The sequence below is a fragment of the Paludibaculum fermentans genome (assembly GCF_051172195.1).
GTDB classification, from domain to species: domain Bacteria; phylum Acidobacteriota; class Terriglobia; order Bryobacterales; family Bryobacteraceae; genus Paludibaculum; species Paludibaculum fermentans_A.
Genome location: NZ_JBPJAQ010000002.1, coordinates 1561839 through 1579586 on the forward strand (window position 1 = coordinate 1561839; position 17748 = coordinate 1579586).

The 17748-nt window shown below is 63.0% G+C and carries 11 protein-coding genes; 4 read left to right on the plus strand and 7 right to left on the minus strand.

Features of this window, described 5'->3' with window-relative positions:
- The first annotated feature begins 190 nt into the window (after positions 1-190).
- From ACR9Y2_RS32870 to ACR9Y2_RS32885, 4 genes are all read left to right on the plus strand, one after another.
- Positions 191-1255 (plus strand): VWA domain-containing protein, encoded by a 1065-nt coding sequence (locus tag ACR9Y2_RS32870; protein ID WP_435046115.1) that lies wholly within the window; start codon positions 191-193, stop codon positions 1253-1255.
- A gap of 54 nt (positions 1256-1309) precedes the next feature.
- Complete coding sequence (locus tag ACR9Y2_RS32875; RefSeq protein ID WP_435046116.1) at positions 1310-2383, plus strand: uroporphyrinogen decarboxylase family protein; 1074 nt, start codon at positions 1310-1312, stop codon at positions 2381-2383.
- Positions 2384-2479: 96 nt separating this feature from the next.
- Complete coding sequence (locus tag ACR9Y2_RS32880; protein ID WP_435046117.1) at positions 2480-4822, plus strand: tetratricopeptide repeat protein; 2343 nt, start codon at positions 2480-2482, stop codon at positions 4820-4822.
- A gap of 106 nt (positions 4823-4928) precedes the next feature.
- Complete coding sequence (locus ACR9Y2_RS32885) at positions 4929-6173, plus strand: mandelate racemase/muconate lactonizing enzyme family protein (RefSeq protein ID WP_435046118.1); 1245 nt, start codon at positions 4929-4931, stop codon at positions 6171-6173.
- Between the two features lie 15 nt (positions 6174-6188).
- Here ACR9Y2_RS32885 and ACR9Y2_RS32890 read toward each other — a convergent pair whose 3' ends face one another.
- From ACR9Y2_RS32890 to ACR9Y2_RS32920, 7 genes are all read right to left on the minus strand, one after another.
- Positions 6189-7154: an RraA family protein gene (locus ACR9Y2_RS32890; RefSeq protein WP_435046119.1), complete on the minus strand. Its 966-nt coding sequence runs from the start codon at positions 7152-7154 to the stop codon at positions 6189-6191.
- A gap of 76 nt (positions 7155-7230) precedes the next feature.
- The gene (locus tag ACR9Y2_RS32895) at positions 7231-8439 is read right to left on the minus strand and encodes a hypothetical protein (RefSeq protein ID WP_435046120.1); all 1209 of its coding nucleotides are present in this window, start codon (positions 8437-8439) and stop codon (positions 7231-7233) included.
- 280 nt (positions 8440-8719) lie between these two features.
- Positions 8720-10168, minus strand: a complete 1449-nt coding sequence (locus tag ACR9Y2_RS32900; RefSeq protein ID WP_435046121.1) for a methyl-accepting chemotaxis protein — start codon at positions 10166-10168, stop codon at positions 8720-8722.
- A 42-nt stretch (positions 10169-10210) separates the two neighbouring features.
- A complete protein-coding gene (locus ACR9Y2_RS32905; RefSeq protein ID WP_435046122.1) occupies positions 10211-11497 on the minus strand; it encodes an alginate export family protein in 1287 nt (428 codons plus the stop codon).
- Between the two features lie 122 nt (positions 11498-11619).
- Complete coding sequence (locus ACR9Y2_RS32910) at positions 11620-12870, minus strand: ComEC/Rec2 family competence protein (protein ID WP_435046123.1); 1251 nt, start codon at positions 12868-12870, stop codon at positions 11620-11622.
- Between the two features lie 154 nt (positions 12871-13024).
- Positions 13025-14182 carry a WG repeat-containing protein gene (locus ACR9Y2_RS32915; RefSeq protein ID WP_435046124.1) on the minus strand — a complete coding sequence of 386 codons (1158 nt, stop codon included), beginning with the start codon at positions 14180-14182 and terminating at the stop codon, positions 13025-13027.
- Between the two features lie 63 nt (positions 14183-14245).
- Entirely contained in the window at positions 14246-17131 is a 2886-nt protein-coding gene (locus ACR9Y2_RS32920; protein WP_435046125.1) for a beta-propeller fold lactonase family protein, read from the minus strand.
- Positions 17132-17748 lie beyond the last annotated feature (617 nt).

Here is a 17748-nt window from a genome sequence, read left to right on the forward strand (position 1 = left end):
TGTGGCTTTAGGGGATGGTCCACGTACCGGGTTTGATCCAGCCGGAATCGCGTCCCAAGGGATCGAGGCTGCGCTGGGAAACCTCTGCCGTAACGCTACTCAATGCCCACAGCGAAGTCAATGCAGCGAATGGGGATGAGCGCTATCTCCGCCGCAACTGGAGGACTCCACCGCGCGTCAAACAGAAGCCATGAACATCAGATTTCTGCCTGGGTGGGTGGTTGTACTGGCCGGTCTCGCGATTTTGCCGGTATTTGGCCAGCCGCAAAAATATGATGTGCAATCCAGGCTGGTGCAGGTTCCGGTCCTGGTGACGGATGCCAAGGGCAATAGCCTGGACGGGCTGGAAGCGTCCGATTTTCAACTTTTCGACAACGGCCAGCCGCAGAAGTTCGTGGTCGATTCGCTGGGCAGCGGGCTGGCGCCCATTTCGCTGGTGATCGCGGTGCAGTCCTCTGGTATTTCCGCTCCGGTGTTGGAGAAGGTCCGAAAAATCGGGGCGATGATTCAGCCTCTGATCATTGGCGAGCGCGGGTGCGCGGCTGTCGTCACTTTCTCGGAAAGAGTGGAATGGTTGCAGGAGTGTACAAACAGTAATGATGCAATCGACGGCGCAATCAACCGGCTGAAACCGGCCGAGCCCCGAGCGGGCCGCATGCTGGATGCGGTGGCCCAGGCGGTGGACCGGCTGAATGCGCGGCCCAATTCGCGGCATGTGCTGCTGTTGATCTCGGAATCGAAGGATCGCGGCAGTGAGACCAGCCTGGAGGCAGTGGCGCGGATGTGCGAATCGTCGGCTGTCAGTGTCTATGCCTTCACGTATTCGGCGTTTGTGACCGGGTTCACGACCAAGTCGAATCCGATCACGCGGTTCCCGATTGGCCTGCGGCGAACGACTCCTGGCCGGAACGAACCGACGAGTCCGCCGATCCAGGCACGCCAGCCGGTGTCCACCCCGCCGGAGCAGCGCGTCGACGTGCTGGCGGCGGGGGAGGAACTCGCTCGATTGGATAAATCGAATACGGCGCAGGTGCTGACCACTCTGACGGGCGGGCTGGTGATGCCGTTTACGCGCCAGTCCGCCCTGGAAGAAGTGGTGCAGAAGCTTGGGTCTGAGCTGCAAACCCAATATGTTCTTAGTTTTACCCCCGAGGATCGGACTGTGGGCTATCACCGGATCGAGTTGAAGCTGAAGCGGGAGGGTGAGTTCGTGCTGCGAGCGCGGCCGGGCTACTGGGCGGGCGCGGGGCAATAAGGAACGGTGATAGGCTGCTGAATGCCGGGCCGGACCGGCAGTTGGGGAACTAGGATGCAGCAGCGGTTCTATCTCGAGTTGGCGGAAGCGGGCCTGCGCATGCCAGTTGGGGCGGATCTGGTATTGCAGGAGCAAGCCGAGCCGGAGGCGATCCTGCTGGATGCGGGTCGGCTGGGGCAGGTGGTGGCCGCGGCTGCTGATCGCTATGCGACTCCGCTGGCCTTTCCCCTGATGGACTTGCGGTTGGAGAAGGCGGATCTGTTGGCGTTCTGCGGGGTGGCCGAAGAGGCCGCTGACGCCTTCCACTTCAGCGAGCCGCCGTCGGAATCGCTGATCGAGGAGTTGCGCGGTGGGGCGGCGCGGCCTTTCTCCCCAAGAATTCAGGCGAACCAGGGCGCAGTGCGGTATATCGCGGAATCCACCGGGTATGTGCCGGTGGGGATGCTGATTGGGCCGTTTTCGCTGATGACGAAGCTGGTGGCGGATCCGATTGCTCCGGTGGCGATGGCGGGCAAAGGCGTGACCGCGGAGGAGGACGACGGGGTACGGATGGTGGAGCGCTGCCTGGAGCTGGCGCTGCTGACCGTGCTGCGTTCCGCCCGGGCGCAGATGGCAGCGGGCGCGAAGGCCATGATTGTCTGCGAGCCGGCGGCGAATACAACCTACCTTTCGCCCCGCCAGTTGCGCGGAGACTCCGGCCTGCTGGAGCGGTTTGTGCTGGAACCGAACCGGCGGCTGCGCGCCCTGCTGGGCGAGCACGGAGTGGACCTGATCTTTCACAATTGCGGAGTATTGACGACGGACATGGTGCGGCAGTTTGCCGCCGAGTTGAGACCGTCGGTGATGAGCCTGGGCAGCAGCCGGAAACTATGGGAGGATGCGGCGGTGGTTGCGAGGGAGATTGTCCTGTTTGGAAATCTGCCGACGCGGATGTTCTATTCGGATTCCGTGATGCCGGTGGAGGAGGTGACGCGCCTCACACTGGAGCTGCGGGGGAAGATGGCGGAGTGCGGGCATCCGCATATTCTGGGTTCCGAGTGCGATGTGCTGCATGTGCCCGAGGCGGCGGAGACGATCCGGCGGAAGGTGGACGCGATGCTCCATGCGGGCAGGCGACCGGTTGTTTGAGCGGTTGGCCAAAAGAGCCAGTTGGGCCGGTTTGGGAAACACGATAAGATGCTTCTGGCCGTACCGCCCCGACTGTTGACTCTCAGGATGCCCGCATTGATTGCCACTTTCGCCCGCGTCACACTGGGGGCCACGCTGTTGCTGGCCCTGGCCGGCCAGGACCGTCCCGCGGTCAAGCCGGCGATTACTGTGGATTATCCGCTGAATGGAGCGGTGTTTCCGCCGGAGTTTCCGGCGCCTGTTTTTGAGTGGCGCGATGCGGCGGCGGAGGCGACCAGCTGGACGATCGATGTCAGCTTCAGCGGAGGGCAGCCGGGGCTTCACGCGAGATCGGCTGGGGAGCGCTACACGCTGGGCAAGATTGATCCGCGCTGTGTGTCGCCCAATAACAAGCCGCCAGCGTTGACGCCGGAACAGGCTGTAGGGCATACCTGGAAGCCGGATGCCGCCACGTGGGCGGCGATCAAGCGGTATTCCACAGATGGCGGTGCAACGATTACGCTCTCCGGCTATGCCGCCGCGGATCCGGCGAAGGTGGTGTCGCAGGGGCGGGTGACGATCCAGACTTCGCGCGATCCGGTGGGCGCGCCGATCTTCTATCGCGATGTTCCGCTGATGCCCTCCGATGCGGAGAAGGGGGTCATCAAGCCGCTGGCTTCGACGGCGATCCCGCTGATCGCCTGGCGTCTGAGGAATGTGGCCGAAACCAGCAGCCGGGTGGTGCTGGAAGGGATGCATTCGTGCGCGAACTGCCACTCGTTTTCCGGCGATGGCAAGACGATGGGCATGGACCTGGACGGGCCGCGCAATGACAAGGGTCTGTATGCGCTGTATCCGATCAAGCCGCAGACGACGATTACGAAGGAAAACGTGGTGGCCTGGAGCGCGTTCCGGGGGAAGCTGGGCGGTAAGCTGCGAGTAGGGTTCATGTCGCAGGTTTCGCCTACCGGCCAGTATGTCGTGACGACGATCAACGATCCGGGCAAGGCGGAATCGGACTACCAGCGGCGGATATACCGGCGCGACTTCAACTCGAACTATTACGTCGCCAATTTCAAGGATTACCGGTTCCTGCAGGTGTTCTATCCCACGCGCGGCATTCTGGCCTGGTATAGCCGGGCGACCGGCCGCCTGGAGCCGCTGCCCGGTGCCGACGATGCGCGCTTTGTCCATACGAATGCGGTTTGGAGCCCGGACGGCAAGTATCTGTACTTCGCGCGGGCGGAAGCGAAGGAGCCCTATGCGCTAGGGGTGAAGCTGGCCGAACGGGCGAATGATCCAAACGAGACGCAGATGAAGTTCGAGATCTATCGCATTCCGTTCAATGGGGGAAAAGGCGGGGTGGCTGAACCGGTTGCCGGCGCCTCGAAGAATGGGATGAGCAACAGCTTTCCGAAGATCTCGCCGGACGGGCGCTGGCTGATCTTCGTGAAGTGCGGCAACGGCCTGCTGATGCGGCCCGATGGCAAGTTGTACATTGTTCCGGCCGGCGGCGGTGAGGCGCGGCTGATGAATGCCAATACGAAGCTGATGAACTCGTGGCACAGCTTCTCGCCGAACAGCCGCTGGCTGGTGTTCTCGTCGAAGAGCCGGTCGCCGTACACGCAGCTGTTCCTGACGCACATTGATGAGCAGGGCAACGACAGCCCGGCGATCCTGATCGACAATTCGACGGCCGCCAACCGGGCTGTGAATATACCTGAGTTTGTGAATATCCCGCAGGACGGGCTGATGAAGATCAATGCTCCGGTGACGGAGTATTACCGGCTGATTGACGTGGCTGAGGAACATTTGCGGAAGGGCGAGTTGGAACCGGCGATCGCGGGCTTCCGCAAGGCGCTGGCGGATGACGCGGACGACCCGATGATCCACAACAGCCTGGGGGTGGCGCTGAGCCGCACCGGCCACCCGGAAGAAGCCGTGGTGGAGTACCGCAAGGCGATCGCGCTTTCGGCCGATTTCCCCGATGCCTACAACAACCTGGGCGGGCTGCTGCTGAGCGCGGGGCGTGTGGACGAGGCGATTGGGAATTTCGAGAAGGCGCTGCAGTACAGTCCCGACTATGCGGAGGCGCATTCGAACCTGGGTGCGGCGCTGGCGCAGCAGGGCCGGATCGACCGGGCTCTGCCGCACATGGAGAAGAGCGTCGAGTACAAACCGAACGACGCGAACGCGCGCCGCAACCTGGCGCTGGCGCTGTATCGCATGGGCCGCGTGAAGGAAGCCGTGCCGCAGGCGGCGCAGGCCGTCAAGCTCGCCGGGGGCAGGGATCCGAATATGCTAGCCCTGCTGAGCCGGCTTTACGCCGAAGCCGGACGCATGCCGGAGGCCGTGGATGCGGCACGCCGGGCTCTGGCGCTGGTGCCCAATCCGGCCGGTTTCCAGTTCGCCGAAGAGCTGCGCCAGCGGATTGCCGCCAATCCCGCGACAAAGCGATAGTGGTCTGGCGGCGGGCGGGCATCCAGCGTAAATTATTGCGCTATGCGGCGCGAGTAGATAATATGGCACTTCCGAGCCTGAAACTCTGATCTGGAAGGGTCCACCCATGTCTTTGATTTCCCGCCGCAGCCTGCTGCAGTCTTCCGCCGGCGCGCTTTCGTTGAGCGGTCTAGCCTCCGCGATGCAGCAGAATACAACCCCCTATCAGCGCCCAAAGCTGAAGATCACGGACGTCCGCACGGCGTATGTGACGGTCCACGGGCCGCAGTTGCATGTGCGGATCTACACGGACCAGGGCCTGATCGGGCAGGGCGAGGCGACCGACTCGGCACTGGGTGGAGCGGCTATTATCGCGGGCTTCCGGCGGTTTCTGGTTGGGCAGAATCCGCTCAACGTCGAGGCGATCTGGGAGCGGATCCGGACGGCTGGCGTGTTCGCCGGAGCGCAGTCGGGGCAATACATCACAGCGTTGACCGGCATCGAGATCGCCCTTTGGGACTTGTGCGGGAAGGCTGTGGGGCTACCGGTCTACCAGTTGCTGGGCGGCAAGGTGCGCGACAAGGTGCGGATCTATTGTGATTCCGCTAACCACCATCCCGACGATCCGCTGGCGAAGCAGAAGCTCAACGAGATCGAAAAGATGGGGTTTACGGCGGCCAAGATCGATATAGACGAAGCGATGGATCCGAACCGCTTCGACCGGGTGAACTGGACCGCGAACAACGCCGAGATCGACCGCATGGTGAAAGAGGTGGCCTTTGTCCGGGAGACGCTGGGCAAGCAGGTGGAACTGGCGGTAGACATGCATGGCCGCTACGACGCCACTACCGGCAAACGCGTGGCGATCGAGTTGGAACCCTTCCGGCTGCTGTGGCTGGAGGAGCCGGTGCCGGCGGAAAACATCGACGCGATGCGCGACATCCGGCAGTCGACGAAGACGCCCATTTGCTGCGGCGAGAATCTCTTCCTGCGCCACGGCTTCCGGGAAGTGCTGGAGAAGCGGGCGGCCGATATCATCATGCCGGACATCCAGAAGTGCGGCGGCCTGCTGGAGTCGCGCAAGATTGCCGACATGGCGCACACCTACTACGTCCCCTTCGCCCCGCATTGTGTTGTCTCGCCCATTGGGACGATGGCCTCGTGCCATGTTTGTGCAGCCGTGCCCAACTTCCTGGTGCTGGAGTGGCACTGGATCAGCCGTCTGCCGTTGTGGCGCGACTTTGTGAAAGAAGGCGAGATTATTGAGAAGGGCTATGTGACCGTGACGGACCGGCCGGGCCTCGGCGTGGAGATGAACGAGGAGGCCGCCCGGAAGTCGCAGATGCCGGGCTCGAAATGGTTTGAGGCCTGAGCGGCGCGGGCCCGCCTACCAGGTGCGGGCCTTGAGGATCTCCTGAATCTGTTCCTTCGGGATGGGCAGTTTGTCCATGTGATCGCGCAGCCACTGGGAGAAGTCGCGCTCGATTTCCGTCGCCCAGCGAGTGTCGATCTGGCCGGAGGTGTACTTGCCCTCGCGCAGCCGCTGATGGCCGAACAGGTCCCGCAGGCGAACGACTTCGGAGGTCGTTACCACCTTCTCAGCGAGCTGCGGCGGGATGAAGACGACGCCGCCCTTCTTGCCGAGCACGACGTCGCCGGGCATCACGAGGACCTGGCCGATGCGGGTGGGGGCGTTGACGCCGACGAGGGTCGAATTCAGGCCGGGGCCGATGCTGCTGGAATGATGCGAGGGATGGTAGGAGCGGACGAACGAGGTGAAGTTTTCCAGCTCTTCGAGACCTTCGATGTCACGGACGGCGCCGTCGTACACGATGCCATTGCCGCTCTTGGCATAGATGGAATTGCCGACGTTGTCGCCGATCGACGGCCCATTGATCTTCAAGCCGAAGTGATCGCAGACATAGACGTCGCCGGGTTGCAGCATGTCGACAGGCCAGGCGTTCTGGCCTCCGATGCGGCCGTCCTTTTTGCCCTGTTCGGCGATGACTTTGTGGAGATCGGGGCGGCCCGGCATCCAGGAGGCGGTGAGCGCCCGGCCGACGAGCGTCTTCTCCGGGTGGATGGAGAGCCAGTTGTCCTCGTATTGGAAGGTGAAGCCCTCGTTGCGCAGGACGGCCCACGCCTCTTCCAGGCTCACGTCCTTCATTCGCTTCAGGATGGTATCGGGAACCTTGGGCCGGCCGTCCGGGAAGCGCTCGCCCTTCCACTCCGGTGTGTATTTGATCAGCTCCGCTTTGGAGAAGACACCCGGCTGCGCGGCTGCCTGGGTGGCGAGGAGAAGGCTGATCGCGGCCAGGCAGCCGGCGCGGGGCAGGGACAGGAGACTCTTCATACGGAGTATCGTATCCGAAACGCCGTGGGGCGGCACAGCGATTTTTCCGTTTGGTAGCTCTTGGGCGCCCTGACCGTCAATCGACTGAGGCGGCCTGGAAGGGGCGGGCGAGGTAGCGCTGCGACTCCTTCGCGACACGGCTGTTCGGTGCGCTATCGACGACTTTGCGATAGGCCTCCACCGCGTGGTGGCGATCGCCCTTCAGGTCATGGATCATGCCGAGCTGCTCATAGGCCAGGAGTTGCGTGGCCGGGTCCTGCTGGGTGGCGGCGCGGTTCATTGACTCTAGGGCCTGGTCCAGGTGGCCGAAGCGGCGTTGGATCATGCCACGGGTGTACTCGATTTTCGCCGGGTGCAGCGCAACGTAGCCCGGGGCGCCGTCGCGGTGCAGTTGATCCAGCGTGCGGACCGAAGCGAAGGCGCCGTGCTCGTCGTTCATTTCGGCCAAGGTGTAGATTTCGCCGAGATGGAGCACGTAGTTGCGAGGAAAGTCGCGGCGCAGCCCGTGCACCATGGACATGGCGGACCAGGGCCTTTTCTCGTGACGGTAGAGGGTAAAAAGCAGCATGCGCGCCTCGACTGAGCAGGTGGAGCCCTCGGCGGCGACGCGTTCCAGGGTGCGCAGGCCGGCCTCTCTGTCACCCCTGAGTCCTGCGACTGCGCCGATCATGCGCAGGGCGGCGGGCAGGGAGGCGAGGGCGTACTGCTGGATGCCGTGCATCAATTGGGCATCCACGTTGGAGGGATTCAATTCGGCTGCACGGGCGTGGAGTCTGCGGGCCGCGCTGCTCTCGCGCAGAGAGGCAAGCCATGCCTTGCGCACCAGGAAATCGTAGCTGGCTTTCAGGCTGTGCGCCACGCCCAGGGAGTAGAGAGCGGCTGCGTCGTTGGGATTGCGAGACAGCAGGGCGCCGGCGCGTTGCATGGCCGCCGCGATGGATTGATGGAACGCCCCATCGTCTTCCCGGCTGAGCACGAGGTTCGGCTGGTGGATGAGAGACATGACGACGTCGTCTCCGGTCGCCAGCGTATTTTCCAAATAACCGGAGCGGTACATCGCGCGATAGAGGATCGCCTGAGCCATGTAATTGTATCCGTCGGGCTGGGCCGGTTGGCTCGCGATCTCCTGCTGGAAGGCGGTGATGGCCTGCTCGTATTCAAGATTGTAGAAATGCTGGAAGCCCTGCCGGGCGAGGGCGCTCATGCCGTGGGCCGGTGCCGCCAGCAGGGCGGGCAGCAGGACGATCCAAGCCAGGCGAACGGGGAAATGCGATGCATTTGGCATGTGGTGGCTACGGGAACCGTAGTTGCAAATCACTCGCCAGAAACGCACGGCTCGCAAAGTATTGATGATAAAGAACTAATGAGACAGCGCTGCGAAGAATGGGGCCAGCAGTGACGGTATATCGTAACCCCGGTCCTGTGGTTCGACAGCAGTCTTGCTGGGGCGTGATGAGGACCAGCGCTTTGATGAGCCGGTTGCCGTTTGATGGGATTTCCGGCCCATTGACGGAATGAGCTAGGGGCGAAAGGGCGGACCGCTGGGAGCAGGCGTAGGGATTGGCTTACCGGACGCGCCTCCCTGTTTGCGATGCTCCACCGCCGACCATGGCACTGAGCTGGCGGACCACATCCCTCAAAGTCTCTGATTGTGCGTTGAGTTCCTGGGCGGCGGATGCGCCTTCCTCGGCGTTGGCTGCGATGCTCTGGGTCACCTGTTCCATTTCGACGACGGCCTTGCCAATCTGGCTCATTGCGGTGGCTTGCTGATTGCTGCCCTGGCTCACCTCTTCCACCAGCAGTTGGATCCGGGTGGAATCGGTTGAGATGCTGCGCACGGCGGTCGCCACTTCGTCCACACGGGTTTTGCCATGCTTCGATTTCGCGATGGATTCCTCGATGAGAGCGGAGGTATCCTTGGCCGCCTGGCCACAGCGCTGCGCGAGGTTGCGGACCTCTTCCGCGACCACGGCGAAACCCTTGCCCGACTCGCCGGCCCGGGCGGCCTCCACGGCCGCGTTCAAGGCCAGGATGTTCGTCTGGAAGGCTACGTCGTCGATTACTTTGATGATGCGGGAGATCCTGTCGCTCTGGGTGTTGATCTCCGCAATGGCCGCTACCATTGCATCCAGCGACCCATCCGTCCGGGCGAACTCCTGTTTTGACTGCATGGCCAGGTCTGCCGCGGCCTGGGCGCTCCCCCTGCTGCGCTGGGCCATGGCATTGACTTCTTCCGCTGAGGCGGACGTCTGCTGGAGCGAGGCGGCCTGCTCTGAAGATCCTTGTGCCAGCGACTGGCTGGCCTGTGCCACCTGGCCGGCCGCCGCTGTCACCTGCTGTGCGCCGGCCTCCAGTTCACTCACCGCCATCACCAGTGTCCGGTTGATGCCGCGAACCACGATGACCACGAGGACGACGATCAGCACCAGGAATCCACCCAGCGTGCTGCTGCTGGCCACGCTCCACCACTTCAGCGAATCGGCCCGTTGCTGCGATGCCCGCAGCAGGGAGCGCTGGCGATCCTTCATGCGATTCAGCGATTCGTCCGCCGCATTGGAGAAGCTGAGTATTCTTGGCGCGAGCGCGCCCACCTGTTCGAAGTTGCCCTGCCTGCTCAGCCGTGTGTACTCCTCGGAGGTCCTGCCAAATTCCTCCAGGCTGCTCGCGAAGCGATCCAGATCCGCACTGTCTTCCGTGGTCGAGATCAGGGGCCGCAGTTCTGCAATCTGCGCATGGGCCCTGCGGAAGGCGGCCGCCCCCTTTTGCACGTTCTGCTCGGCCTCGGGGCCGTGTTTCAGATATTGGAGGATGAAAGAGCCGCGAAGCGACGCGATCATTTCCCACGAGCGGGCCCTGGTGGCATTGATGAGGTCCAAATTGACGGCCGTGCGGCCGGTGGCCGCCGTCAGTTCCCGTCCCAGTTCGCGCAAGTACCAGATGCCTGTTCCCGCGGCCAGAAGGCCAATTGCTGCCAGCGCGCCAACGGCCGCATACAGCTTCGTGGAGACTCTCATTGATGTTTTCCTTTTGCCTTCCGGGTCCGCATTGACGTGTCCTCAGAACTTCTGGGTGATGCCCAGGAAAAAGCAGTCATAGGCCGAGCCGCGCTGTGCGTGGCGAAGAAATGCACCTGGAAAGATGTGGCCAAAGCCGAGGTCGACCACGGTGAGCCGGGTGGCGTTCCATTGAAGTTGGACGTCAAGTTCCTGTCCGATATGCGCGCCCTGCAGGCCATTTGAGGCAAGCCACAGTTTGCCGCCGCTGTAGAGGCCATCACGGCGGTCAGCCAGCCAGAATGAGTTGTATGCCGAGCCCAGCATGAGATCCGGGCGCAGCCGGTACTGCAGCCCAGTGCGGGCATGGATGCTGTTGGTCCACGTGAATTGATCGGCGATGCCGAATTTGTCATGCGCGCTGGGAAACAGGGGGTCGAAGGCACCGTGCATTCCGTCCCGGGGATCGCTGTCGCCGGAAGCCCTGTTGAACTCGGCATAGAATCTCGGGCGGTGCCTGGGCTCAGGCAGGGTATGGCCGATCACCCAATGACCGGCCCAGGCGTTCACCGGTTCGCCGGCCTGCCGCCCGCGCTGCAGCGCCAGTTCCAAGCTGTAGTCCATGCGGGCTGGCAGTTTGCCTGCCCAGCGCACCCCGGCTGTCTTGGTGTCCAAATGACCCGGGGCCGTCTTCTCCCCGCGGATATCGTGCTCCAGGCGCCAAAACACGTAAGGTTCCACGACTGCGTTGGGGACGAGCCTGTCCAGGATGCCGTTCACACCGTGGAAGTGCTGGCCGGGCGCCGGCAGATCAAAGCCGTCGGTAGAGATGCGGTCGGAGGCGCCGCTGAAGACGTCCAGGCGCAGGCCACGGTGGTGCACCGTCACACGTACTCCGTCGAGGGTGCGGCCGACATTCGACCAATTGGGGTCTGCCACCAGGCGACCTTCGCCGAAGCTGAGGCTCTGCCGGCCGCCCCGGACACTGATCCAACCGGCTTCCGCATCACCCACCTGTACAAAGCCCAGCCGCAGGTCCAAGGGGTTGTTCTGAGAACTGGGCGCGGGCGAGACGTTGGTGAGGAAGACGCGAGAGTCCTGCGCCTGGAATGAGAATCTGAGCCAGGGCAGCGGAGTCGCGTCCATATTGAGCCGGAAGCGCTGCAGCAGGTAGGCATTGCTGGACGGTGTGAAGCCGACGCCGCCGAGAGCTTCGAGCCGGACTCGTTCCTCTCCACCCACCCTCAGCCAGGCAGGCAGTTCAGCGCCCGCATATCGGGCCAGGAGGCCCTGGGACTGGCCTCCAGGCTGGGCCAGCGCCGCTGGGAACGCGGCGGCCAGCCAGATCATTTTCCAAACAGGTATTCGGGCGTACGTGGGACTGCCTCCGCGTACGCATATCGGTCAGGATTCCGGATGTGTAGAGAAAATCGCGACAGCTTTGGCTGGCTGTCAGAAGCCGCACGGACGGGTCATCCGCAGGGGAACGGGCCGAATTCCAACTTCACGCGATCGGATTCCGAGGTGTTATCGAGTATGATGACGCGGAACTCCTTGCCACCGGGCGACACCCGCACCAGGATGTGGCCGTCGTCGCTCTTCAGGTTCGCCAGCCCTTTGTTGGCGATCTTGTTTTCGGGCTTGAGCGCCGTGGCGTAGACATCGCGGGGGCCTGGGTACAGCGTTGTGCTGAACATTCGCTGCAGGCTCGAGATGGCCGGGTGGGCCGAATCCCAGGCAAGCAGGATGAACGCCCGCGGCCGCAGCGACCGGACATATTCCGCGCCTGTCGTGTCGGTATACCCGTGATGGTTCAGGATCGCCACTTCGACCGGCCCGGCTACGCGGGCGACGGGCGACTCGATGTCGCGCCAGGCGGCGGAGCCATCGTTGATCCCGCTGGGTAGATCGCCGCCGGTGTAGTAGTCGAACGGACCGTAGCTGAGCCGCAGTGCCAGGCAGCACATGTTCTCAGACGGGTATTCGGCCGGTTTGAGCGTCTCCAGGGCGGGGAAGTGATGCCTGGTTGTTTCCGCTACGCCGGTCCAGACCTCGCCATTGACGGCCAGATTGCGCACGGAGAAATCGGTGAACGCCGCAGGCTTGCGCAGCAGGCGGAGCTGTTGCGAAGATCCGGCGCGGAACTTCTCGGCCACGGCTCCGTTCTTCTGCTGGGCCTTCACGAACTCGATGTAGTTGAGCGCCGCCGCGCCTTCCTGTTTCGTTGGATAGGAGTAGTCGGGGTAGCCACGATCCAGGATGCGCCGCACCGGCACGATTTCGGCGACGTCAGAGATGCCTGTCAGTTTGTAGCCGCCGAGGCGCGCGGTGGGGGACTCCATGAGGACGTCGCCCATGTGATCGCCGTGGAGGTGGGTCAGGACAAAGTAGTCGATCTCATTGCGTCCAGCCGCCTGCAGGTGCCGTTTGGCGTAGCGGCCCAGCCACTCGCCGGGCCGGCGCGAATCGTCCGGCTTGGGCGCAATCGTGTACTTCAGGCCGCCGGAGGTGGCGCCGGCATCCACCATCATGGACGTGCCGTCGGGGCAGATGAACAGGGTGCAGTTGCCGCGTCCGGTCGAGATGTGGTGAATATCCAGGCCGCCGGGTTGCCATGGTGGGCAGACTGTACCCGGTGTCTGGCCCAGGAGGGACGCCGCCGGCCAGGCTGCGGTGAGCAGCGGGGCGGCCGAGAGCGATTTGAGAAAGTCCTTGCGAGTCATGGTGAGGATCCTGTGAAGAACAGTGACGCGAATCAGGCGGCCGATGGTCCGAACTCCAGGGTATACCGGGACGGCTGGGCGGCGGCTGTGGGGGGAATATCACCAAACTCTGATCGCCAGGCCCGGATGCGGCGTGTTCAGTTGTGCGCGAGTGTTATCTGCCGCTCTGGTATTGGAACACCGGCTGGCCCGACCGGTCGATATAGGCGCAATTGAGGCCCTGGCAGACGTGGGCCAGTCCTAAACGGAATGAGCTGGCCTTGGTGTACTCCGCGCCAAACAGCTTTCGCCCCTGCTGGTCGATGTAGTGCAAAGGCCCGTAGAGGCGGCCCACCACGGCGGCGCCTTCGGAAAAGTCGTCGGCATACTCGAACTGAGCTGGAAATACCTCGCGGCCGGTTTTGTCGAGATAGCCCCAGTTCCGGCCTTGCTGGAACCGGGCCAGACCGTCCGAAAATGGCCAGGCATTTTCGTACCGTAACGGGATTCGGAGTGCGCCGGACTTGTCGATGAACCCGGATTTTCCGCCTTCGCTGACTTCCGCCAACCCCTCAGAAAAATCTCCGGCAGCCCCATAACTCATGGCCCACAAGGGCGAGCCCTGTTTGTCCACGAAGGTGAACCGGCAGCCGGGTAGCTTCGCTGGAGGTTGACCGGCTTCGGCCGGAACGCCCAACTTCTCGACAGAAACGAGGCAGCCACCTACGGCCAAGCGCGAACAGGGGCCCTCCCCGATAACCCGTGCCCGGCCTTCCGAGAACGGCTTCGCGTCCAGAAATTGTGGTGTAACGGCGAACGCTCCGGTTTTGTCGATGTAGCCCCAGAGCTTGCCCACCCGCACGGCGGCGAGACCATCGGAAAAGTCCTCGACATGGTCGAATTGCTCGGGAATTACCGGTTGCCCGCGCAAGTCCACAAACCCTTCTTTTCTTGCGCCGTCGACGATGCGGTAGGTCCGGATGAGGCCCTCAGAAGCGGGCCCGATCCGGGTTGCTGCGTTGGCCAGGGGTTCCAGCGGGCGGCCGTGCTCGTCAATGTAGTAGGAGCGTCCGAATCCAGGGGCCGCGATGCCCATATGGAAATCATCCCGATTGTCATCGCCCAGCACTCGAATCTGCGCCGGGATCACCACCTGCCCCTGGGCATTGATGTAGCCGGCACGGCCATGCTCGACAAACCGGAACAGGGGCGTATCCGATCGCTTGGATTTTTCCCAGATCTCTTTGTCGCCTGGTGTCTGTGCCGCCGAATGAGGCAGAAAAGTGGCGCCGAGCAAGCCGGCAACTCCGGCATAAATCCAGGGCGAACGCATCTCCTTATTTAAGCGGAAGCTGGGCGCTGGTACAACTCCGCCCAGCCTGGGAGACATAGCCGGCTAAGGAACCGGCGTGGATAGTGCGTCAATGGTCTTCAGGAAGTCCACGATTTTGCTGCGATCGGCGGGACTCGAGAGGACGTCCACTCCGCTGGTGCCGGCACTGCGGTGTGTCACGTTGTTCAGGACCTCATCGAGGCTCTTGGCCGCGCCGTTGTGCAGGAAGGTCTGGGGAAACGCGAAGATCGACAGCAGCGAGGGAGGGACAAAGCCGTTGGCGCCCAGCGGGGCTCCGGCATTTTGCCGCACTTCGTTCAGGGCCGCGGGGTTAAAGGTGCCGACGGACCGCAGTTCTCCGCTGATCTCGCCGCCCGCGCTGATCAGGCCGGCCGCCGGTGGCGGGGTGAAGCGGATCTTTGCTTTGGTCCACTGCGGACCTCCGTGACACTGCTGGCAGTTGGCGGAAATGAACAGGGCCCGGCCGGCAATCGCGTTCGGTTCGGTCTTCGAGAACGGCGAAATTGGGGGCCGGATGCCGTACTGCACGTACGCCTTCAACGCGTCCCAGGCGCCGATGCCGCGCACCTTTAGCTGATTGCGGCCGCCGTTGGCGAGAGGGGTCAGGTTGGTTACCGCGGTGTCCTGAGTGACACCGTCGCCGAGCACGATCAGGCCCTGGCCTCCGGAGACGGCTCGGATGTTCAACTCGAAATCCTCCTGCTCATCCCGCTCAGCCGACCAGTTCAGCGGCCGCATGGAGGCCCGGTTGGGATCGGTCAGGTCGAAATCCGTGTGCTGCGGGATCGTCCGTTTCGGGCCGGAGGGAAAGATCCAGACGACGTTGTCGGAGTGACCGAACGGATGGCAGGTGGCACAGGCGCCCCAGCCGTTGGCGGACATGCGTCCCGTAATCGCGGGTGAGCCCAGGGTGGGCGGATCGAATGTGCCCACTGAGGTGTTGTAGAGCTCCTTGCCGATCTGGACCTTTTCCGCCAGGCTGCCGACCGTAGGCTGCTTCGCCGACAGCACGGTGGCCATCGGATTCTCGGGGCCGGTGAGGTTCAGGACTGTCATATCCCGCGAAACGAAGTTCATGACATACGCCCGCGTATCGGTGGAGTTGATGACGATTCCGCGCGGGTTCTTGCCCACGGGCAATTGCAGGACGCGGGCGGAGTTCAGCGGATCGGCCTGCACCGTCGCCGCGCCGGTAGACGGATTCACCGACACCTTGATGACGACGTTGCTGGCCGCGATGACGACGTAGCCCTCGTTCGCCGCATGCTTGAATGCGATGGCCCAAGGCAGGGTATTGAACAGCTTTGGGGCTGCTGTCTGGTTCTTCACTGCCAGGTGCATGTTGATGGTCTGGCCAGCATCCAGGCCCGTGGTCCTGTCCAGCGCCGACAGCAGGCTGTGGGTGTTCACGTCAAACCGTACCGGTCCGTTGGGCGAAGCGCCCACGCTGGGTACGAACGCGTAGCCCCCCTTTACCGCGATGTTGTTGAGCTGGTTCGGGTAAGCGCCCGTGGGGAAGGTGAAATTGGCAGGGTTGGCCGGATCTCCGGGGGCGACCCGCGCAATGGCGTCACCCGTCGCATTGAAGCCCGTGTCCGCCAAAGGGTTGATGGTGATGCTGCCGGTCACCGTGTCGGTGCTGGAGGCGATGACCGTCACGTGTCCAGCTTTCGCATCATCCTGGCCGTCGACCTTGCCGGCGACAGGGAGCGCCAGAAACTGGGTCACGTAGACGGTTTCGTCCGTGTCGTCCGCATCTCCGTCATTGGTGATGGCGAGGCCGCGCGGTTCCGGGCCTACCCCGAAGATCGTCTTGGTGACGGTGTCGGTGGCGATATCGATGACGGAGACTGACTCTGAGCGCGAATTGGAGACATACAACTTCCGCCCATTGGGACTGAGGGCGAGGCCGTAGGGTTCGGTGCCCACCGCGATGTGCTTGCTGGGCTTGAAGATAACGCCATTCTTGAGGTTGAGGGGGATGACGGTGACGGTGCCGCTGACCGTGTTGGCGGCATAGGCCTTGGAGCCGTCGGGGAGGATGGCTACCCCGTTTGGTTCCGACTGAACCGGCACTTCGGCGAGACGGCGGTTGCGGTCCTGGCGCAGATCGAAGAAGCTGACGCTGTTATTGTCCGGATTCGCGACAACCAGAAAGGCATCGTCCGCGGTCAGGGCCAGGGGTTGGGAAGAGGTGGGTCCACTGAACAGGGTGGGGCCGGCGCCGTGTACGGGCACGGGTTGCCAGGCGAGGCGGACGATTGCCGCTAAAGCGAGGCAGGCGAGGGGGATGCCCATTCTTCTTCGGCGTTGGCGATTGAAGTGGAGGGAGGGCCAGTGCCGCGAGAGGATGATGAGGCCCAGGCCGAGGCAGAGCAGTACCCAGGAATCCGGCTCCGGCACATTGGAGGTTGTCGGGGCGTCGACGAACAGGTAGCCGGAGCCGCCTCCGTTGGAAATGGTAGGCGTGATGGTCAGTGAGTGGTTGCCCGCTGCCAGGTTGAAGACGCCGCTGCTGACGCCTGGTGTGGCCAGGCAGGGCACCGGATCGTCGCCACAATCGATGTTGTCAACCGGTACGGAAGTCAGTCCGACCGATGTCCCGAAGTCGAAGATTTCAAAGCGGTCTCCGGAGAGAAACGCGTCGGTGACGGTGAGTACGGCGCCGCCGGCGGGCGCGGTGAACGTCCAAGGGACGGATCCCAGGAGGACGATGACCGTCCCGGAGCTCTCGATGCAGAACGGCCCCGCCGGATCGGCTGGATCGCACCCGGTGGCCTGGACGCCGGCATCGGTAAAGCCGAACTCCTGATAGGTTCCGAAGGTAATCACGCTGGCACTTGCGTGCATGGCCAGCATGAGGCTGAAGACGAGAACGCAGAAAACCGCTCTGGCGCTCCTTCGAACGACATCGAAACGAGTGTACACGAGGGCCCCTCCTAAGTAGTGGTCGCCGCGGCTCAATCCCCCGAAGACGAATGAAGAACCCCCAGTCGGGGAATAGGCCGGAATCGGCGACCGTCCTGACTAAGTGATCCTATCCTCCGGTCCGTTTCACTACAAGATCTAAAAGTAAGGAATCAGTACTCTATTCGATTTCGCGGACTCGCCAAAGCCCAAAATCCAGAGGCGGAGAGCGGAGTGCGTAATGCCCAGATCCGCCGCAAGCTCGGGTCCCTCCTTCGATTCCTGAGGTATATGAGACCGGTGAGTCCAGTCCTAGTCTCTGTGTGGCAGATGCTTCTGAATGAGGCACGACTTGGGCCGTTAGCGCGTTGATGGTGGGAAAACTGACCGAGATCATAGCGGAAAAGTACGCTACTTGATGGGATGCTGCTATCGGACAGCGGCGCTTGTTCAGGCGCGCAGCAAGCCACTGCAAGACGCAGAGCCCTGGGGTCCGACGGTCTGTCTTGCGTGGGGTCCGAATTAGGTTCAGAGACGAAAAAGGACCGGATTGCTCCGGCCCTTATCGTCGTTCCGATGCGGAGAGGAGGAGGGTCTAGGCTCGGAACTTCCGTCGAAGAGTTTCCAGGCCGAACAGG